We start from the raw sequence: 21,090 nt of genomic DNA, 5'->3' as shown, positions 1-21,090 counted from the left end.
CCCTGTTATCGTCAGGCTGACGAGATTACCGCAGACGAGGCGTTGATGGCAGGGGCGACGACGTCGGCCCGGTCAGGAGGCTCCCCGCGCCAGGCGGCTCAGGGAGCTGCCCGAGGCGGGGCGCTCCACCTCGAAGAGGTCGGTGCAGCGGGCGTAGTCGTTGCCGGCCATGCGCCCGATGGGCCTGAGCCCCTCGGCGCTGACGTGACGGCCGTCCCAGAGGGCGTCGTCGACGTGGATCGAGACCACCTCGGCCAGCACCAGGTTACCGGCGAGCGGCCCGTCGCCGAAGCGGATGATCTCGCGCAGCCGGCAGCCGAAGGCCACCGGCGCGCCGGCCACCCGGGGCACCGAGACGCCGGCCATGGCCACCTTCTCCAGCCCGACGTGGAGGAACTCGTCCTCGCCGTGGGCAAGCCCCGCGCTGGTGGCGTTCATCTCCTGCACCAGCCCCTCGCCGCCGATATGCACCACGCACTCGGCCACCTCGCCCAGGTTGCGCAGGGTGTCCTTGGGGTTGCCGTCGCCATCGAGCAGCGGCGAGAAGCCCAGCACCGGCGGGTTGACGCTGACCACGTTGAAGAAGGAGAAGGGGGCCAGGTTGGCGTTGCCGGCGCCATCCAGGGTCGAGACCCAGGCGATGGGGCGCGGGCAGATGCTGCCCGAGAGCAGGCGGTAGATCTTGCCCGGACTCAGGCCGTGCTCCTCCAGCAGGTAATCACTCATGACGGGGCTCCGTGAGAATCGCGACCTCCCGATGGTAGCCCATCCGACGTCGCCCTGTGGCACCATGTCCCTGTTTCCTCCCCCCGGCACCCAGCGAAGGAACCTCGCCATGCCACTCGCTCTTCAGGGCCCCGAACTCGAACCCGGCTTCATGGTGATCCACGGCAACCGCCTGGAGGCCCTGCGCGGCCTGGCGGTGGAGTGGATGCGCCGCCATCCGCTGGGGCCCCTGGAGAACGAGACGATCCTGGTGCAGAGCAACGGCATCAGCCAGTGGCTCAAGCTCGCCCTGGCCGCCGACGAAGCCCGGGACGGCGCCGGCATCGCCGCGGCGCTGGACGTGACCCTGCCGGCGCGCTTCCTCTGGCAGGCCTACCGGGCCGTGCTGGGAGAAGCAGCGGTGCCGCCGGTCTCGCCCTTCGACAAGCCGCGGCTGGTGTGGCGGCTGATGCGCCTGCTGCCCACCCTGCTGGACGCCTCCGTCTTCGCCCCCCTGGCGCGCTTCCTGGAAGGCGACGACGACCTGCGCAAGCGCCACCAGCTGGCCGAGCGCCTGGCCGACCTCTTCGACCAGTACCAGGTCTATCGCGCCGACTGGCTGGCCGCCTGGGCGGCAGGTGAGGACGTGCTGATCACCGCACGGGGCGAGGCCCGCCCGCTCGCCGAGGGCCAGCGCTGGCAGGCCGCGCTGTGGCGAGCGCTGCGCGACGATATCGCCGCGGACCTGGGCGAAGTGGGGCTCACCTCCAGCCGCGCCGCGGTGCATCGCCGCTTCCTCGAGGCGTGCCGAGCGCTGGGCGAGCGCCCTGCCGGCCTGCCGCGCCGCGTCATCGTCTTCGGCATCTCCTCGCTGCCGGCCCAGACCCTGGAAGCCCTGGCCGCCATGGCACGCTTCAGCCAGGTGCTGCTCTGCGTCCACAACCCCTGCCGCCACTACTGGGCGGACATCATCGAACACAAGGACCTCCTCCGAGCCGAAAGGAAGCGTCAGCGGCGCCGCCCCGGCATGCCGGCGGACCTGGCCGAGACCGAGCTGCACCTCCACGCCCAGCCGCTGCTGGCCGCCTGGGGCAAGCAGGGCCGCGACTACCTGCGCCTGCTGGACGAGTTCGACGAGGCCCAGGCCTATCGCGGCCTCTTCGAGGGGGAGGCGCTGCGCATCGACCTCTTCGACTCCCCCCTGGAGAACGCGGAAGCCCCCGAGCCCAGCCTGCTGCGCCAGCTGCAGGACGATATCCTCGAGCTGCGCCCCCTGGCCGAGAGCCGCGAGCGCTGGCCCGCCGTGGACCCGAGCCGCGACCGCTCGCTGCGCTTCCAGATGGCCCACAGCGCCCTGCGCGAGGTGGAGATCCTCCACGACCAGCTGCTGGCCGCCTTCAGCGAGGACCCCAGCCTGCGCCCTCGGGACGTGCTGGTGATGGTGCCCGACGTGGACCAATACGCCGCCGCGGTCCAGGCGGTGTTCGGCCGCCTCGACCCCGACGACCCGCGCCATATCCCCTTCACCCTCTCCGACCAGGCGAGCCGCCACCGCCTGCCGCTGCTGATCGCCCTCGAACAGCTGCTGCGCCTGCCGGAGCTGCGCCTCTCGGTCAGCGACCTGCTCGACCTGCTGGAGGTGCCCGCCCTGCGCGCCCGTTTCGGCATCCCGGAGACGGCGCTGCCCACCCTGCGCCGCTGGATCGAGGGCGCCGGCATCCGCTGGGGGCTCGACGCCCGGCAGCGCCAGAGCCTGGAGCTGCCGGAGGGGCTCAGCGCCAACACCTGGGCCTTCGGCCTGCGCCGGCTGCTGCTGGGCTATGCGGTGGGCAGCGCCGCCGAGGGCCCCTGGCAGGGGGTGGAGCCCTATGACGATATCGGCGGGCTGGAGGCGGCGCTGGCCGGCCCCCTGGTCAGCCTGATCGACACCCTGGAGGCCCAGTGGCAGGCCCTGGCCGAGCCCTGCGACGTGGCCGGCTGGGGCGAGCGGCTGCGTGACCTGCTGGCCGCCTGTTTCCTGGCCGACGCCGACCGCGACCTGATGGCGCTGACCCGCCTCGAACAGGCCCTGGAGGCGTGGCAGGAGAGCGCCGAGGAGGCCGGGCTGACCGAACCTCTTCCGCTCTCGGTGGTGCGCGAGCACTGGCTCGCTCAGGTGGACGAGGCGAGCCTCTCCCAGCGCTTCCTGGCCGGGGCGGTGAACATCGCCACCCTGATGCCGATGCGCGCCATCCCCTTCCGCCACGTCTGCCTGCTGGGCATGAACGACGCCGACTACCCGCGGGTGCAGCGCCCCCTGGATATCGACCTGATGGCCCAGGACTACCGCCCCGGCGACCGCTCCCGCCGGGAGGACGACCGCTACCTCTTCCTGGAGGCGCTGCTCTCGGCCCGGGACCGGCTGACCATCAGCTGGGTGGGGCGCAGCATCGTCGACAATACCGAGCAGCCCCCCTCGGTGCTGCTGGGCCAGCTGCGCGACCATCTCGCCCGGGGCTGGCGGCTGGCGGGTCAGGAAAAGGGGGAAGAAGAGGAGCAGGAGGGCAAGGCGCTGCTCGAGGCGCTGACCACCGAGCATCCGCTGCAGCCCTTCAGCATCGCGTATTTCAAGGAGGGCTCGCCCCTCGGTACCTACGCCCACGAGTGGCGGGAGCTGCACCTGCCCGGTGGCGACGCCGAACCGGCCGCGGCGCCGGCGCTGGCCCCCTTCCGCCAGGCGTCGCCGCTGACCCTGGCCCAGCTGGGCGGCTTTCTCAGGGCGCCGGTGCAGGCCTTCCATACCACCCGGCTCAAGGTCTTCCTGGAGACCGAGGCTCTGGAGCGCCTCGACCACGAGCCCTTCGAGCTCGACGGCCTCGACCACTGGCAGCTGCAGCACGCCCTGATCGAGGTGAGCCGCGCGGCGGTGGAGGCCGGGGAGCCCTTCGAACCCGCCCTGGAAGCGACCCTGGCGCGCCTGGAGCGGGAGGGCCGCCTGGCCCTGGGCGGCTTCACCGAGCGCATGCGCGACGCCCTGGCCGAGCCCATGCCCAAGCTGTTCGAGGAGTACCGCCAGGTCCTGGAGGCCTGGCCCTACCCCCTTGCGGAGCCCCTCGGTGTCTCCCTGGACCTTCGGGAAGCCCTGGGCGACGGCCCGGGGCTGGAGGACTGGCTGGGCGAGCTGCGGGCCAACGACGCCATGGAGCGCTGCCGGGTGCTGCTCACCACCAGCAGCCTGGTCAACAAGGGCAGGTACCACTGGAAGCACTGGCTCGGCCCCTGGGTCGCTCACCTGGCCGGCCAGCTGGAGGGGCCCATGACCACGAGGCTGCTCTCCCGGGCCGGCGGCGGCACCCTGGCCCCGCTGCCCGCCGAGGAGGCCCATGCCCACCTGATGGCCATCGCCCGGGCCTGGCACCGCGGCATGCAGGCCCCCCTGCCCCTGGCCCGGGACACCGCCTTCGCCTGGCTGGAGAAGGGCGGCACCCCCGAAGCCATGGCCCGCTGCCTCGAGGGCGGCGCGGACGAGACGGACCAGAAGGCCTGGAGCGCCATGCAGACGGCGTTCCACGGCAGCGGCTTCAACCACGACCACGGCGAGCGCGGCCGCGACCCCTACCTGCTGCGCCAGTGGCCGGAACTGGAGGCGCTGGTGCGCTCGACCGAGGGTGGCGGTTTCGCCGCGCTGGCCGAGGCGCTCTATGCCCCGCTATTACAGGCGGTACGCAAACCGAAGGAGAAGAACGCCAGGGGCAACCAGGACAAGGGAGGCAAGGCATGAGCACCCAGGACCGTAACACGCCTCCTATCCTGGACCCGATTCGCCTGCCGCTCACCGGCAGCCGGCTGATCGAGGCCAGCGCCGGCACCGGCAAGACCTTCACCATCGCCCTGCTCTACGTGCGCCTGGTGCTGGGTCCCCGGGACGAGGCCGACACGGCGAGCTTCCCCCGCGCCCTCACCCCACCGGAGATCCTGGTGGTGACCTTCACCAACGCCGCCACCCGGGAGCTGCGCGACCGCATCCGCGCCCGCCTGGTCGAGGCCGCCGAGGCGTTCCAAAGCCCCCTTGGGGGTCAGACCCCAAAATCCGCTGAGGGGTCTGACCCCCTGCTGGCCCTGCGCGACAGCTACCCCGAGGCGCGCTGGCCCGCCTGCGCCCGGCGGCTGCAGCTGGCCGCCGAGTGGATGGACGAGGCCGCGGTCTCCACCATCCACGCCTGGTGCCACCGCATGCTGCGCGAGCACGCCTTCGAGAGCGGCAGCCTCTTCTCCCTCGAGATGAACCTCGACCAGTCCGAGCTCGAGCTGGAGGTGGCCCGGGACTACTGGCGCAGCTTCTACTACGCCCTGGACGCCGAGGCCCTGGCGGTGGTCACCCGCTACTGGAAGAGCCCCGACGCCCTGGCCGAGGACGTGCGCCAGCTGAAGGGCCAGGTGGCGCTGCTGCCCGACGCCCCGCCTCCCGCCGGGGCGCTGGCCAGCATGCAGGCCGAGCGCGCGCGGGAGCTCGCCGAGCTCAAGGCCCCCTGGCCCGCCTGGCTCGACGAGCTCGCCGAGGCGCTGGAAGCGGCCGCCGCCGCCAAGGCCTATGACCAGCGCAGCCTCAACAGCCGCAGCCGTGGGAGCTGGCTGGGCGCCCTGCGCGACTGGGCCCAGGACCCAGAGCTCGCCACCCCGGCGCTGACCGACACCGCCTGGAAGCGCCTGACGCCCGAGGGCATCGCCGAGATCTGGAAGACGGACGAGCCCCTGGACCACCCCGCCCTGCACGCCCTGGCCGCGCTGCCCGAGCGGCTCGAGGCGCTGCCCGACGCCCGCGCCGACCTGCTGGCCCACGCCGTGCGCTGGATGAGCGAGCGCCGCGCTCGGGTACAGCAGCGCCGCGCCGAGGTCGGCCCCGACGACCTGCTCGAGCGCCTCGACGACGCCTTCGCCGGCCCCTCCGGTCACCTGCTGGCCGAGCAGATCCGCCGCCAGTTCCCGGTGGCCCTGGTGGACGAGTTCCAGGACACCGACCCGGTGCAGTACCGGCTCTTCGACCACGTCTACCGCCTGGCCGAGGCGCCGGACCCCGAGGCCCCCAGCGGCATCCTGCTGATCGGCGACCCCAAGCAGGCGATCTACGCCTTCCGCGGCGCCGATATCCACACCTACCTGCAGGCGCGCCGGGACACCGCCGGCCGCCACGTGACACTCGGCACCAACTTCCGCTCCGCCACCGCCATGGTGGCCGCCGCCAACCGGGTCTTCCAGCACGCCGAGGCGCACCCCGCCGGGCGCGGCGCCTTCCTGTTCCGCTCCCCAGAAGGGGACAATCCGGTGCCCTTCCTGCCGGTGGCAGCAAAGGGCAGGAAGGAGTCGCTGACCCGGGACGGCGAGCCGCTGCCCGCCATGACCCTCTGGCATCTGCCTGCCGGGGATGGCGGAGACGACGGGCTGAGCAAGAGCGCCTACTTCGACGCCATGGCCCCCCGCTGCGCCAGCCGCATGGCCGAGCTGCTGATGGAGGGCCGGGCCGGACGCACCGGCTTCAGCGCGCCGGGCGAGCCCTTCCGCCCCCTCACGCCGTCGGACCTGGCCGTGCTGGTCAACAACGGCAACGAGGCCCGAGCGATCCGCTCAGCACTGCTGGCGCGCGGCATCAAGAGCGTCTACCTCTCCGACAAGGAGAGCGTCTTCGAGACCCCGGCGGCCCTGGAGCTGGAGATGTGGCTGGCCGCCTGCGCCGAGCCCGACAGCGAGCGGCGCCTGCATGGGGCCCTGGCCATGCCGAGCCTGGGGCTATCGCTCGCCGAGCTGGACGCCCTGCAGCACGACGAGCTGGCCTGGGAGTCGCGGGTGCTGCAGTTTCGCACCTATCATCGCCAGTGGCAGCGCCAGGGGGTGCTGCCCATGCTCCACCGCCTGCTGGCCGATTTCACCGTGCCCACCCGGCTGCTCAGGAGCACGAGTGGAGAGAGGCATCTCACCGATCTCCTCCACCTCGGCGAGCTGCTCCAGGAGGCCAGCGCCGAGCTCGACGGCGAGCACGCCCTGCTGCGCCACCTGAGCGAGGCACGGGCCCACCCGCCCCAGCAGGCCGACACCCATCGCCTGCGCCTGGAGAGCGACGCCGACCTGGTGCAGGTGATCACCATCCACAAGTCCAAGGGACTGGAGTATCCGCTGGTCTTCCTGCCCTTTATCTGCGCCTTCCGCGAGAAGAAGGCCGGCGACCTACCGCTGACCTGGCACGACGCCTCCGGGCGCCAGCGGCTCTCCCTGGAGCCCGACGAGACCGCCCTCGCCCGGGCCGACGACGAGCGCCTGGGGGAGGACCTGCGCAAGCTCTACGTGGCCCTGACCCGGGCCCGCCACGCCACCTGGCTGGGCATCGCCCCCCTCAGGGGGCTGGAGCGCAGCGCCGTCGGCCAGGTGCTCACCGCCGGGGCGCCGCTCTCGTCATCTTCGACGGACGGCCTGCTGGAGGCCCTCTTCCCCCTCGCCCAGGGCGCGGCAGAGACGGAGCTCAAGGTCGAGCCGGCGCCGGCACCCAGCGACCTCGTGGTGCCCATGGAAACGAGCGACGAGGCCCTGCGCGAGGCGCTGACCCCGGCCCGCCGCGCCCGGGAGCACTGGTGGATCGCCAGCTACTCGGCGCTGCGCCTGGGGGGCGAAAGCATCGGTGGCGAGAGAATTGGCGGTGGTGAGGAAGCGCCCGCCCTTCTGGAAGAACCCGAGACGGCTCTTGAAGCCACCGCCCGGGAGATGCGCGACGAGCCCAGCGACCCGGTCCAGGCCGTCCAGCCGGTAAGTGACGACTCCCTCCACCGCTTTCCCCGGGGCCCGGCGGCGGGCACCTTCCTCCACGGCCTGCTGGAGTGGGCCGGCGCCGAGGGCTTCGCCCGGCTGGCCGCCGAGCCCGAGCGGCTGAACGACACCCTGGCGCGACGCGCCAACCTGCGCGGCTGGCGCGAGCGCATCCCGGCGCTGCAGGCCTGGCTGCGCGGGCTGCTGGCCTGCGAGCTGCCGGTGCCGAACGCGCCCGAGGGCCCGGTGGCGCCGCTGAGGCTGGAGCGGTTGGAGAGCGCTCGCTATCAGGTGGAGCTGGAGTTCTGGTTCTCCGCCCACCGGGTCGACACTCGCCGGCTGGACGCCCTCGTAAGCGCTCACACACTGGACGGTGCCGCCCGGCCGGCCCTGGAGCGCGACCGGCTCAACGGCATGCTCAAGGGCTTCATCGACCTGGTGGTGGAGCACGAGGGGCGCTTCTACGTGCTGGACTGGAAGTCCAACTTCCTGGGCCGGGACGACGCGGCCTACTCCGAGGCGGCCATGGCGGAGGCGGTGCGCGAGAAGCGCTACGACCTGCAGTACTGCCTCTACCTGCTGGCCCTGCACCGCCTGCTGCGCTCGCGGCTGCCCGATTACGACATCGACCGCCACCTGGGCGGCGCCCTCTACGTCTTCCTGCGCGGCCTCAACGCCCCCTCCCGGGGCGTGCACCGCGAGCGCCCACCCCGGGAGCTGATCGAAGCGCTGGACGCCCTCTTCCGGGGCACCGATCTCCCTGACGATGCGGAGGCCCGCCATGAGTGACCACTCACCCACCGCCCCAGCCGCCGGCGCCGAGGCCCTGCACGACACCGCGGCCCTCTTCGCCCTGCTCGACCGCTGGGTGGCCCGCGGCTGGCTGCGCGCCCTGGACCGCGCCTTCGCCGCCTTCCTGGGCCGGGAGGTGCCGGACGCCCCCGCCCCGCTGCTGCTGGCCGCGGCGCTGGCCAGCCACCAGCTCGGCCGCGGCCACGTCTGCCTGGACCTGGAGCGCACCCTGGCCGAACCGGACCTGGCCCTCTCCCTGCCCCCGGAGGGCGACAGCCTGGAGGACCCGCCCCCTCTGCCCAGCGCCCTGCTGGGTGAGCTCAGCCTCGCCGACTGGCAGGAAGCGCTCACTCACCCGCTGATCGTCGGCCACGGGCCCGGCAGCACCCCCCTGGTGCTCGACGGCACCCGTCTCTACCTGCGCCGCTACTGGCATCACGAACGCTCGATCCGCCAGCATATCGCCGCCCGGCTGGAGTCTTCCCATCCCGGTGGGAGCCCGATTTATCGGTGGTCCGACATTTCGGCGAATGGTGCTCCTGGTGGGAGGCCGGCTCCGCCGGGCGAAGGCGCCGACAGGCGCCCGGATCAGGCCATTAACCTCGAAGCCCTCTCCCGAGCCCTCTCCGCCCTCTTCCCCGCAGGCCCCCAGCTGGACTGGCAGAAAACTGCCTGCGCCCTGGCCGCCCGCTCCCCCTTCGCGGTCATCACCGGCGGCCCCGGCACCGGCAAGACCACCACCGTGGTCAAGCTGCTCGCCCTACTGCAGACCCTGGCGCTGGGCGAAGGCCGCCGAGCGCTGCGCATCCGCCTGGCCGCCCCCACCGGCAAGGCCGCCGCCCGGCTCAACGAATCCATCGCCGGCCAGGTCAGCTCGCTTCAGCTGGAGGGTCTGGCGCCATTGCTGGCTGCCCCCGAGAAGCCTGAGGGCAGCAACCCATTGTGGGAGCCCGATTTATCGGCGAAGAAAGCGGCCTCCGAGTTCGACATCGAGTACCTGCGCCGCGCAATACCCACCGAGGTCACCACCCTCCACCGCCTGCTGGGCTCGCGCCCCGACACCCGCCACTTCCGCCATCACGCCCGTCACCCGCTGCCCCTGGACGTGCTGGTGGTGGACGAGGCCTCCATGGTCGACGTGGAGATGATGGCCGCGCTGCTCGACGCCCTGCCGCCCCGCGCCCGCCTTGTGCTGCTGGGCGACAAGGACCAGCTCGCCTCGGTGGAGGCCGGCTCGGTGCTGGGCGACCTCTGCGTCCGGGCCGAGGGCGGCCACTACAGGCCCGAGACCGCCGACTGGCTCGCCGAGGCCACCGGCCAGGCGCTGCCCCCGGAGATGATCGACCCCGCGGGCGTTCCGCTGGACCAGGCCATCGCCATGCTTCGCGTGAGCCACCGCTTCGACGCGGCCAGCGGCATCGGCCGGCTGGCCGAGGCGGTCAACCGCGATTCGGCGGGCCGCGAGAAGCGCACCGCCATCCGCGAGGTGCTCGGTCATGGCTACGCCGACCTCTCGCACCTCAAGCTGGAAACGGACAGGGATCGCGGCCTGGAGCGGCTGGTGGTCTCGGGCCACGCCGCGGGCTTCCCTGATCGAGGAAAGGGCGCCGGCGAGGGGCGCGTGGTGAACGGCAGGACGCTGCCGCCGCCGGTGGGCTATCGCCACTATCTGGAGGTCATGCGGAGCCTGGACGCCATGAAGCACGCGGCGCCGGAGACGAGCCCGGATGGCGAGATCGACCGCGAGGCCCTGGACGACTGGGCCCGGGCGGTGCTGGCCGCCCACGGCCAGTTCCAGCTGCTCTGCGCCCTGCGCCGCGGCCCCTGGGGGGTAGAAGGGTTGAACGAGCGCATCCGCGCCGCCCTGGAGAAGGAAGGGCTGATCGACAGCGGCGACGGCCGCCGGCTCTGGTACCCCGGCCGCCCGGTGCTGGTCACCCGCAACGACTACGGCCTGGGGCTGATGAATGGCGATATCGGCATCACCCTGGCGCTGCCCGACACGGCAGCCCCGTGCGAGGGCGCCGCTCACCGGGGCCCGGCGCTGCGCGTCGCCTTCCCGGCAGGCGATGGCAGCGGGCGCATCAAGTGGGTGCTGCCCAGCCGCCTGCAGGCGGTGGAGACGGTGTTTGCCATGACGGTGCACAAGTCCCAGGGCTCGGAGTTCGCCCACACCGCCCTGCTGCTCCCCGACGCCCCCAACCCGATCCTCACCCGTGAGCTGGTCTACACCGGCATCACCCGGGCCAGGCACTGGCTCACCCTGGTCGAGACCGGGCGCGGCCAGCTGCTGGACGCGGTGGAGCGGCGGGTGATGCGGGTGAGCGGGTTGGGAGCCGGATGAGCGTTGGCACCCGCCCGTTTTCCCGCCACCTTGATGCGCTTATAGTGCAGCAGGCCAGCGGGAGGGGTGCTGCCTTCCAACGCCGGAACGGTGAAGCCTTCTACTACAAGACCGGGAGAGCCACCCTTGTCGCCACCAGCAACGAGATATCCCCTGCACCGGCTGAGCGGCCAGTTCCAGGACCCGGGCCAGGAAGCCGCGTATCGCCGGGACATCGAGCCCAGGGTACGCCTCGAGTCCAGCGTGGCGCTGATCGTGGCAGCCCTGGTCTTCGCCATGTTCGCCATCTCCGACTACCACTTTGTCGGCCTGAGCATGGCGCTCACGCTGCTGCTCACCATGCGGCTGGTGGTCGTCTCGTCGTGCCTGGTGCTGGCCTACGTGCTCGGACGCCGGGGCAGCTATTTCCGCCATGCCTGGCTGCACGCCCTGCCGCTCTGGATACTGGCAACGGCCATCATCCTGATCGTTCCCCTGCGCCCCGAGAGCCTCTCCACCCAGGTCAGCGGGGTTGTCGTCGCCACCATGGGATTCTATCTGCTGATCCCCAACCTTCTGCCCGTCGCGACAGCTGCCAGCCTCTATATGGGCCTGGGCTTTCTGGGCGCCGCGGTGATGGTGGCGGAGATTCCCGCGGCACTCGCCCTGCGCCTCCTCCTGCTGCTGGTCCTGACCAACGCCGTGGGCTTCTTCGCCCTGCTGCGCCTGGAGACGCTGCAGCGCAGGCAGTTCGCGCTGCTCCAGGAGGAACGGGTGCAGAACCAGCAGCTGACCGAGGAGATCGCCCACCGAAAGTCGCTGGAAGCCCAGCTGCGCAGCCTCGCCGAGCGGGATGGTCTGACGGGCCTGAACTCTCGCGGCCACTTCATGGAGCGGGCCCGGGAGCTGCTGCAGCGCGCACAGTTCGACGAGGCGCCCTTCAGCCTCTTGATGATCGACGTGGACCACTTCAAGGCCATCAACGATACCTGGGGGCACCGCCAGGGTGACTCGGTGCTCAAGGCGATCGCGGAGACCTGCAAGCACTCCCTTCGGCCCCAGGACGTAATCGGGCGTTTCGGCGGTGAGGAGTTCATCGTCGCCCTGCCGGACACTCATCCGAAAGACGCGCAAATGGTGGCGGAGCGGCTGCAGCAGAAGGTCAGCGAGCTTACGGTAATGGAAGAGATGCCCGACCACCGCCTGACCGTCACCATCGGCATCGCCGGGGTCATCGACGAGGCAACCGACCTGGACGCCCTGATCCACCAGGCCGACCAGGCCCTCTACGCCGGCAAGCGCGGCGGCCGGAACCGGGTGGTGGTGAGTCAGGAGGTGGAGGGCGAGGCGTGATCGCAGTTTGTCAACGCAGACGGCAGTGACCTTGTTTGCTGAAATTGGACACGGTCATGGGGCCACTCCAGGCCACCTTGTGTCAGCAACCGGAGCCAAAACCATGCGAGTAATTCCGTGGCCGCATGCCGGTGGTGTTTGACCACGCTCGCAGGAGGACATGGAGGAGGCCAACCTCTCCTTTATCCCATTAACGATTCCGAAAACTTCAATACATCATCACTTTTGAAATCAATTTTCCTGCATTACTCCGACAAGTTCGAACGCCTCATCGCAGGCGAAATCGGCAGGGGATATGAATCCTCTCTTGTCCCACTTCACCTTGATACCCACTTCCGCGTAACATCGCGCAACGTATTCCGAGCAGATAAACTCGTCATTTTGTCTAATCCTGCCCCGCTGCCTTCTGGTAAACGGCACTTTTGAAGCCATTATTCGCGCGGAAATTTTTGCGATTTGCCGTTTGTCATAAGGATACCCGAAGTGATCTATGGCATATCCAGCAAGTTTTTTTAACATTCCTTCCTGGACAACACGGGAAAAGCCTTTGTTTCTTATAACAACCAACCCTCCATTATACGGCTTCCCCTTGCTATAATTAACCAGATACTTTGAAAGCCTGACTGTACGAACTCCGATAGACTCTACGCTCTCGAGAAGCATAACACGATCGACGTCATCGAGTCTTAATATAAAGCCGACATGACTCCAAACACTATCTGTCGCTTGCTGGATCATTGCGGAAAACACACCATTCCCTGAGCAAAGTAATATATCGCCGTGCTGAACCTGTTTTCGGAGATTGCTGTAGGTCTCAGCGGGTTGCGCTGGAAATTCTGAACGAGACAGGGGCATGAGAAGCCTCCTTTTTGTCGTATCGTGTTATTCTATGGAGCTTTTATCATATTATTCTATGCAAGTTGTGAAATCACCTTCCTACACTGGAGTATATAGGCTACATTTGTAGCGATGTCTAGACCGTTCCGAGTAAGCCGTTCAGGCACCTGAGGAAATCGCAGCTAATCGGCTCGGCGGTGAAATTAGCCGATAGCTCGCCCAGCCTAGCCACCGCACGGTGAGCCGAAAAAGCACCTCTAGGCACCGCAGCAACAGCCGGATTTTTTTACCCAGCTGCACTGCTTGCTCTCGACGCCGGAGCTACAAGCCCATAAATCATCAAAACAGATTATTCAGACGCGCGATTCAAAGCGGACTATCTCGCTCGTAAGACCTCATGAGGCTGCCAAGCCTGCAGAGAATGTCCGCTTTGTGGGGCAGTCTGCTGCCTGCACCGCAAGCGGATGACAGTGCCGGGGCCAATGTCGAAGCAGCCGCTCTCGGCCAAGAGCGGCCATTGAGATATCCCTGACGTATAACGCTCGCATTTGCGGCTGGTTTGGAGCGCAGCGGAAAACCAGTCCGACAACATGCGCTTGTTATACGTAAACTCATTTCTTGTTAAACCAAAAAAACAGTGAGCTACTAGAAACATAAAAAAGCAGCGTTGCAATTAATAAAGTACAATCAGATGGCCAAGCAGCTGAGCTTGAAATCGGCCGAGCTAGCAAAACAGCCCAAAACGCCATCGTACTGAAAACCCCAAAAACAAGAGGTCTCTTAAGACTCAAATTTAAATTAAACTCAATATTTGTAGCATATTCACCAAGCCCTTTGTATCCATCTGCATTTTCATTTTTCTTGACTGGCTTAAACTCTAATAACGATGCTTGCTTAAAAACCTGCAAGGTTTTTACTGATATAGGGATATCATGATCATCAAACTGAATTGAAGTTTCAAAGGGGTTTATACAGTTTATTGTTATTTCTTCGCTGCTATCTGATATTTCAATTTTAGCATCCGAGGCATCAGGGTTAGATACAGCCAGCTTCAATATATAACGGTCTCCATGAGTAAGACTGTAATGACAAGACTTCTTACTGTTTTTATAGTGGATACATTTATCCCGCCACCCATTCCCAATCGACTTTAGGTGGAAAAAAGTCATTTTAGGAAAGTAGTCCTTTATGGCCAGTATTCTTGATTGCCAGTTATTTTCCACACTTCTCTCGGTACAATTAAGCTTAGAGAAAAACTTAGTCGGCGGTTTCTTCTCATCAGAATTTCCTGTGTCTATTTGGACGTTACAAAAATCTCCAAGCTTCATGTAGATATGGAATACGTCAGTTTCAGGACTAAATTCCGTTGTTGTAATGCTTGCCCACCTAACAGAGAAGTGCTGGAATTCATTATCGCCCGAAGTTCCCAAGTCATTTCCATGCGTAAAGAATATCGCGACTTTTTGCTTCTTTAACTTCTTCGGATTGTTCAAGAGATTATCGTCAACATACTTTTTCTTATAGCGGAAATGTATGATATGATTTTTTGGCAAAGCCAGAACTCGATAAATGTCGGCTTTATAAAGCTCCCGACTGTCGGAGCTAAATGCACAGATAGTATCCATCAAACAGCATCCTTCAATTCTTTTTCCCAACGATACTTTGCTAACTCGTATATTTCTAAATGCGCTCGCTCTATCCCATCTACCTTGCTTTTATTTGCCCATCTCTTATGCGGCTTTACGGCTCCGGATAATTTCCAACCTGCACCTTTTAGAGATGAGCCAGATTCAGTTTCTAAAGTATATGTAATTACTCTTTGGCCACCCATGGTCCGCCAAATAGAGCAACACTTACTCAGCAAGAAGCTACAGGTACCTTTTGGCGCCCCCTCTTTTACACAAAGCCTTGTTAACTCAAGCGTATAACCATCCATAAAACTTGCTGATACAGGATTTCCAGCGATTACCACTCCAGCCATCTCATCACTTGAATCAATTGCAGCCAACGCCCATCGCCCACTATTCCTAATTGTTGGTCGATGGTGCCGATGAAAGCTTTTAATAAAATCATTAGCAGCTTTAATAGTGATCGGTTTAGTAGTTAATATTTTTGCCAACCTTCTCTCCCTGCTCTGACTTTACGTACGCCCGGCACACGTGCCGATTTGGAGCCGCAACGCGGCGGAAAAGCGGTCACCGTGCTGCCGCTTGTTAAATTCAGTCCAATCGAGTTGGATCAAAATTCCAAATATGATCGCTATTCCTCGAACACCGCACAAAGGTTTTATGTCGGTCTTGAGCGACTTTTATATCAACAAGTTTAAGATTTCCGTCACATTTTGGGCAGTCGCCGCCTATCCGAGTGAGAAAAAGCTGCCCTTCCTTATTCGCCTCAATATTGAACCAAAAGAATCTAGCAAATCTCGCTCTCCACAATTGAATCCCATTCAACACAAGAAACATGCTGACACCTAAGATCAAGATAAAGAGAAATTGCCAGCCACTCCCGAAGATGCTAAAAATAGATGCCCAACTTCCTACGAATCCCACTAAGCCAGAGAAAATGAACCAGGACGTTTTTACCGGATTTCCCGCCAAAGTTATCGGCTTTACAAAAACTCGATCAATGTACGCAGCATCCTCTGGTCTCTCCGCATTATATATGTTTCCAACATGAAGCTGACTATTTGATATATTATTGCTTCCAGCGATATTCAAGCTTCCATCACCGACTGCTGAAATCCCTGCACTGACGGCGCTCCCACATTTACTACAAAAATTTGCATCTTCGCTGATATCAGCCCCACATTTACTACAGTGCACAGAACCTCCTTCAAAAAATTTAATAACGCCTGAGCTCAGGTGCGTTTGAGGCGACGCGTGCTTTTGCGACAGCAAAAGTGCGTGGCGGGTCAAACGTCACCTGCAGCGATTTGTTCGGCGGCGTTGCTCCGCGCCTAATCATCGTCAAACTCCTTCGGACGCCAACCGCTCAAATATTTGTCGACTAGATCAACCAAATCCCTGTCAATCTCCGTCGTTGCAGCCTTCAATGCATCGATTCTTTGCCGCAGCGTTGCCTCATCACCGTATATCTTGACTAAGCCGTCCCAATGAAGGCGCGGCTTTCGGACTACAGCACGACTCCCCATTGCCTGACTTTTTACCTCGCTCTTCGCTGATTCCAACAGTGCAAGCGTAATTTCGGGGAAGTCTGGCACCGAGATTGCTGGCTCGTCTTCATGGGCATCATCTATTGCCAGCCCGAGCACTCTGATCAAATCCACTTCCTGAGAAAGCAGCGCCGAATCCGAGTCCCTTACTTCGGCTCGCCACTCCCGCTCAAGCCCTTTTGCTGCCTCTTCGGTTACCAATTTGTGACCAGCGCCGTCCCGATGGCCAACGATGGTTATCAAATCCAGCTTTGGGGAAAGGAGCGAAACCTGAGGAAGAATTTCGCGCACTGCTGCCTCAACCGCTTCAGGCCCATCTAGTGATCTCACTAATCGGTAAACGACTCTCGTTACCGTCATTCGCGCCCCAAAATCGAACATTCCACGTTGAACGTCTGGAATGGTCGGCTGCAAATTCAATAGAACTACTGAACCGGGGATTACATGCTCAAGCGTGTATTTCTCTTCGTACGCTTCAAGCATCGATATCACCTCGCGGAGTTGCTCCGTCGGGAGATCGCCGAGGAAATCGCTAAAGGCACCTTTATCCGCCAATTTGGACCACGCAATTTCAGCATTAGAAAATGCTTGAAGACGCTCACCAACCACACGCTCAAGGTAGAGACGAAGGATATCTTCATGGGCGATCCGCCGGTTCACGAGCCACCCGTTCTTCCAGTCGCTGCCATAGTGAGACCCCCCAATGTGCCGCTGCGCGGCTGGGAACAGACGCTCAATCAAGCTCCGAACAACCTGTTGATGATTGCCGGCTGACTCAAGCAGCACATCAATCTGCTTTTTCAAATGCTCCGGCTCCTGTCCCCTACCGAAATCGCTGGATGTTGTGGTCAGGCCTGCCACTGATGAATGGAGCTGAGCAAAGACGTCTGGAAGGAAGACCCGAATGGCTTCAAGCGCCAAGGCATCAACCAAGGCGACTTGCCCACCTAGGTCGCGCACGGCCCCATGGATTGCTGCAGCGAATCGCCGGACGTCGCGCATATTTCGAATTAGTGGCCTGATGATCTCCATGAACCCGCCTTATTCATGAGGCCGGCCTGAAAACGAAGATAGCGGATGGCATTCTCTTGTAAAATCAGTGTGTTCCGCCAAGAACCTGATCCAAGAGAGCCATCCGCTATGGGTGAAAGCGTATCTCCCTGGATTCCGTCCTGCAACGGGTCCATCCGCGTTGAGCTCGACGGCCAACGCACCACCAGCGACAGCGGCGCGCTGCTGCTGCGGGAAGCCCTCGACAGCAGCGGCGTGATCGAGGCGCTCGACGACAACCTGGTCGATCCGCGCCATCCGCTGCGCATTCGCCACTCGCTGGCCAGCCAGATACGCACCTTGGTGCTACAGCGGGCGATGGGCTGGATCGATCTCAGCGATACCGACACGCTGCGACGTGATCCGCTCTGGCAGCTGGCCTGCAGTGATGCGCGTGGGCTGACGCCCCTGGCCCAAGACCGGCCCTCTCAAGCCACGCTGTCCAGGCTGCTCACCTGCCTGGGCCGCAACGACAACATCGATGCCGTGCACGAGGGCCTGCTGCGGCTGGTGGTCTGGCGCCTGACCGCGCTGAAGAACGGCGAGCGTCCCAAGCAGCTGACGCTGGACATCGACGGCCTGCCGATCGAGGTTCACGGCCACCAGGGCGGTTCGGCCTATCATGGCCTGTACGGCACCCGGATCTATTCGCCGCTGGTGGCCTCGCTGGCCGAGACCGGTGATATGGTGGGCGGCCTGCTGCGAGAGGGCAACGCCGGTCCGGCCGAGAACGCCGACACCTGGATCCCCCATCTGGTGAAGCGGCTCAACGAGAGCACCGGCGCCCAGGTTCGGGTGCGCACCGATGCCGGATTTACCGACAATGACACCTTGGAGGCCCTGGAAACGCGCGACATCGAGTATCTGGGCCGGTTGCGCAGCCACAAGGGCCTGCAGACACTGGCGGCGCCCTACCTGAAGCGGCCCCGCGGCCGACCGCCCGAACAGCCTCGCGAATGGTGCTATGACCTTGAATACCAAGCCGGTTCCTGGCCAGCGCCACGACGCGTGGTGTTGGTGGTGCAGGAGCGCCCCGATGACTTGCTGCTGCATGCCTTCTTCCTGGTCACCAACCTCGGCAAGTTCGACTGGCCGCCGGAAAAGGTCTTGGCGCTCTATCGCAAGCGCGGCAGCGCCGAGGCCCACATGGGCGAGGTGAAATCGGCGCTGGACGTGCACCTGTCGTCGACGGATCGCGGTGCCTCCACGGTCCAGGACGTCATGGCCCGCAACGAGGTGAGCCTGCTACTGAGCCTCTACGCCTATCAGGTCCTGCATGGCCTGCGCTGCTTGCTGGTGCGTCAGACCCGGCAGGGCTGGAGTCTGAGCCGGATGCGCGAGCAGGTGCTCAAGGTAGCGGCGACGCTCTCGCTTCACGCTCGGCGCATCACCATTCACCTCGGTGATGCGGCTGACAAATGGTGGCCTGCCTTGCTGAAGGGGCTGCCAAAGCTGACCGCGCTGGACTGACTCGTCGGCGATACCACCACCGATCCATGCGTACAGCAGCCCCACCTCGGCTGATGATGACGGCTGCATGAATGACGGCAGTCCATTCCTGTAGGCTATAAACATAACGGAAAGATGCGCTGTTTTTGCATATGGCAGCGGATTCTCATGCTGCCAACGCAGTGCCGATGGTTCGGTATTGGCAGCGAGGGCTGATAATCCACTCAGCCCGCGCTCTCATGAATAAGGCGGGATGAATACATCTGGCCATACATTGGAATCGAAATCTCCTGGCTTTTCGATACCGACCAGCGCCCCATCGATACCTGTAAATATTTGAGAATTAAGTACATCGAAGGGGACTGCTGGAAGATCGACTCCAATCTGCAGAATTTTTTCTAGGTAATCTCGCCCAGGTATACCTTGCTCACCGAGAGCTTGCTCAACGCGAACGCGGTCAAACGCCAACAGGTAGACAATATTGGGGAAATTTGCCGTAAGCCGAACTAACTTGAACACATCACGAATTTCGGGCGTCGTCAGCCGATCGATGTCATCCAGCACCACAACGATGGGCGCGGGTATATCCGTTAGTGCTCGGGTTACTTTGGCGCGCCGTTGCCCTGCGCCTTCTTTTTTGCTCTGAAGTAATTTAGCTAGGATTCCGGTCGCTTTGTGTCCGCGTTCGATCCACGGACCAACGAATGGCAGCCACCCGAGACCTGAGAACGCTTCGCCATAATCTTCTATCAATCCACCAATTTCCGCGAAATCAGGCCGCAGTTTTAGTTGCGCCGTTAACTCGACAAAGAAGGCCTGGACTAACTGATCGGCACCACTAAACATCCAAGGGTTGAAATCGAGAACCGCAATCCCAGCATCCTCCAGATTCCTGCGCGCCAAATTGACGAAAGAGGTCTTGCCGGAACCCCACGGCCCGAGGACGCCTACGACCAATCCATTTCGTGCATCGATAGCTTGTATCTGGTCTGCGAAGGAATGCGCCATCGTTGTTCTATTGAGGGCGTCATCACTTTCGCTAGCAATAGGGTTGTCTGCGGCGATGGTGGGCTGCCGCCTAGGCTCTCGATTTTCGACCTTGGTTACGGGAGCAGGACTCTCAGGTGGAGAGTGGTCACCGGAAAAAATGTGCTTAAACCAATTCATGTGCCGCACTCAGCCGCCGAACGCCGCCAACACGCGCAGCTTTGGAATGGAGGCGAAGCCGCAATGGAGAAGCTGTCGCCGTGATTGGCCTTGTTCTGTGGTTTCACTACGAGACCTTTTCGCGTTCGTACTTGATGCGGTTGAGCCATTTGATCGCGTCGTCCAGCGCCGAGGCAGTCATCCGGCGACGGACGTGATCGGTCCAAAGTTCGATACCGCGTTCGTTGTGGTATAGAACGATATTGTGCGTGCACGCTAGCATGCTCCCTACCTGAACATACAAATCGTGACACTCGTATGGTGGTTCCGGGGAGCTGGCGTGGGAATCGTATGCATCAGAAATCTTTTGGCGGGCGGATTTGGTTTCCAACAGAAAATTTGACTCGACACTCCCGCCCGACTGCCATTTTTGAAGGGCTTCCCCGATATCCGACAAACTTTCGCTTACAAGACTTACTATTGGATCTACTAGATCCAAATAGTGCCCCTTATCGAAATCACTCTGGCCATTATCCCTGAGTCCGGCCATAGGACTTTGCTTCCAATCCACAATGGTACCATCACCAATATCTTCCCCGACCAGAGGGATCGGCGCGTACTCAGCATCAAGACTTGGGTCAATCCAGATGCTCCTGCACGTGTAAATAGCCTTTTTTTCGTCAGCAGCACTGGCATAGATAAAGGCCCAAACGACATGCGCATCAGCTTCGCCCCATCTACCTTTTACCATCACGTTCCTAGAGTATCGACGCTTTGCAGTCTTGGCCGTTATTTCCCTGATAACAGCCGCCAGTTCTGGTTTGGTCATGGGACGATTAAGGACCACTTTGATTGAGTAACGCTTGGCCATACCATGGCTGACATCCTCAGTCGAAACGAGCGTATAGTCGCTGGACGCGATGCGCGGCGTGACGAGGTCCTTCAGAGCCCCTCGGGTATCCTTGCCAAGTTTTCGCACTTGGGGAACGGCTAGCTTGTAGCCCTTCCCTGTCGATTCGACGGTGTCCTTAGCAACCCGCTCCCAATATACAATTTCTTTTTCAGGGTCACAGAGGCATACGATGACTGGAAGTGTATGCCCTAGCCAGTAGTCGACGTGTTGCGCATCCGGGCGGTAGATGTAGCAGCCATCCTTCGTTTCACCAAGGTAACTACTGCCGGACTTGATTTGTATCGCAACCAACTGCCCAGTGGCTATCTCATCGTCAATTAATTCGGCAATAGCATCGACTCCGTAGTCACTACTAAACTGCTCTCGTACGGCAAAACCCGCTGCCTCACCACGTGCTGTGACCCAGCCAAGCCCTTGACGCTCTATACGATCAGATCCTTGTGCTCTCACAAATGTAAGCCCTCCCTAGTTGGATAGCAAAGAATGCCGAATTGTTGGATGGCCAGTCATGCATATGCATTCACAGAACAGGTGTTAGACAGCTTGCTTGATATTCCACTTGAACGCGCACGCGCG

Annotated in this window: 13 protein-coding genes; 5 read left to right on the top strand and 8 right to left on the bottom strand. The window is 63.0% G+C overall.

Annotation, left to right across the window (positions count from 1 at the left end):
• Positions 1-72: 72 nt before the first annotated feature.
• Entirely contained in the window at positions 73-726 is a 654-nt protein-coding gene (locus tag ACRYRV_RS11250) for a flavin reductase family protein (protein WP_444985109.1), read from the bottom strand.
• Between the two features lie 109 nt (positions 727-835).
• Between ACRYRV_RS11250 and recC the strand changes: the two genes are divergently transcribed.
• The 4 genes from recC (at position 836) to ACRYRV_RS11230 (ending at position 11,944) form a co-directional block, all read left to right on the top strand.
• Positions 836-4,465: an exodeoxyribonuclease V subunit gamma gene (gene recC / locus ACRYRV_RS11245; RefSeq protein ID WP_444985110.1), complete on the top strand. Its 3,630-nt coding sequence runs from the start codon at positions 836-838 to the stop codon at positions 4,463-4,465.
• The gene (recB, locus tag ACRYRV_RS11240; RefSeq protein WP_444985111.1) at positions 4,462-8,265 is read left to right on the top strand and encodes an exodeoxyribonuclease V subunit beta; all 3,804 of its coding nucleotides are present in this window, start codon (positions 4,462-4,464) and stop codon (positions 8,263-8,265) included. The genes recC and recB overlap by 4 nt, the downstream gene beginning before the upstream one ends.
• Positions 8,258-10,612 carry an AAA family ATPase gene (locus tag ACRYRV_RS11235; RefSeq protein ID WP_444985112.1) on the top strand — a complete coding sequence of 785 codons (2,355 nt, stop codon included), beginning with the start codon at positions 8,258-8,260 and terminating at the stop codon, positions 10,610-10,612. The genes recB and ACRYRV_RS11235 overlap by 8 nt, the downstream gene beginning before the upstream one ends.
• 126 nt (positions 10,613-10,738) lie before the next feature.
• Positions 10,739-11,944 (top strand): GGDEF domain-containing protein, encoded by a 1,206-nt coding sequence (locus ACRYRV_RS11230; RefSeq protein WP_444985113.1) that lies wholly within the window; start codon positions 10,739-10,741, stop codon positions 11,942-11,944.
• Between the two features lie 231 nt (positions 11,945-12,175).
• Here the strand turns inward: ACRYRV_RS11230 and ACRYRV_RS11225 are convergent, their stop codons facing one another.
• The 5 genes from ACRYRV_RS11225 to ACRYRV_RS11205 form a co-directional block, all read right to left on the bottom strand.
• Positions 12,176-12,799, bottom strand: a complete 624-nt coding sequence (locus ACRYRV_RS11225; RefSeq protein ID WP_444985114.1) for a hypothetical protein — start codon at positions 12,797-12,799, stop codon at positions 12,176-12,178.
• 593 nt (positions 12,800-13,392) lie between these two features.
• Positions 13,393-14,406, bottom strand: a complete 1,014-nt coding sequence (locus ACRYRV_RS11220; protein WP_444985115.1) for a hypothetical protein — start codon at positions 14,404-14,406, stop codon at positions 13,393-13,395.
• Positions 14,406-14,900 carry an XF1762 family protein gene (locus ACRYRV_RS11215; protein ID WP_444985116.1) on the bottom strand — a complete coding sequence of 165 codons (495 nt, stop codon included), beginning with the start codon at positions 14,898-14,900 and terminating at the stop codon, positions 14,406-14,408. The genes ACRYRV_RS11220 and ACRYRV_RS11215 overlap by 1 nt, the downstream gene beginning before the upstream one ends.
• A gap of 100 nt (positions 14,901-15,000) precedes the next feature.
• Positions 15,001-15,699 carry a zinc ribbon domain-containing protein gene (locus ACRYRV_RS11210; protein WP_444985117.1) on the bottom strand — a complete coding sequence of 233 codons (699 nt, stop codon included), beginning with the start codon at positions 15,697-15,699 and terminating at the stop codon, positions 15,001-15,003.
• Positions 15,700-15,740: 41 nt separating this feature from the next.
• Complete coding sequence (locus tag ACRYRV_RS11205) at positions 15,741-16,988, bottom strand: hypothetical protein (RefSeq protein WP_444985118.1); 1,248 nt, start codon at positions 16,986-16,988, stop codon at positions 15,741-15,743.
• 69 nt (positions 16,989-17,057) lie between these two features.
• On the opposite strand from ACRYRV_RS11205, the gene ACRYRV_RS11200 reads away from it, so the two are divergent.
• Positions 17,058-18,476, top strand: coding sequence for an IS1380 family transposase (locus ACRYRV_RS11200; RefSeq protein WP_444986195.1), 1,419 nt, complete (start codon positions 17,058-17,060; stop codon positions 18,474-18,476).
• A 216-nt stretch (positions 18,477-18,692) separates the two neighbouring features.
• On the opposite strand, the gene ACRYRV_RS11195 is transcribed toward ACRYRV_RS11200, so the two are convergent.
• Entirely contained in the window at positions 18,693-19,622 is a 930-nt protein-coding gene (locus tag ACRYRV_RS11195) for a KAP family P-loop NTPase fold protein (RefSeq protein ID WP_444985119.1), read from the bottom strand.
• Positions 19,623-19,728: 106 nt separating this feature from the next.
• Positions 19,729-20,964 (bottom strand): DUF4365 domain-containing protein, encoded by a 1,236-nt coding sequence (locus ACRYRV_RS11190; RefSeq protein WP_444985120.1) that lies wholly within the window; start codon positions 20,962-20,964, stop codon positions 19,729-19,731.
• Between the last annotated feature and the right edge of the window lie 126 nt (positions 20,965-21,090).

The sequence above is a fragment of the Halomonas mongoliensis genome, assembly GCF_052496345.1.
Note: the sequence above shows the minus strand (reverse complement) of the source record. Positions and strands in the feature narration are given on the sequence as shown.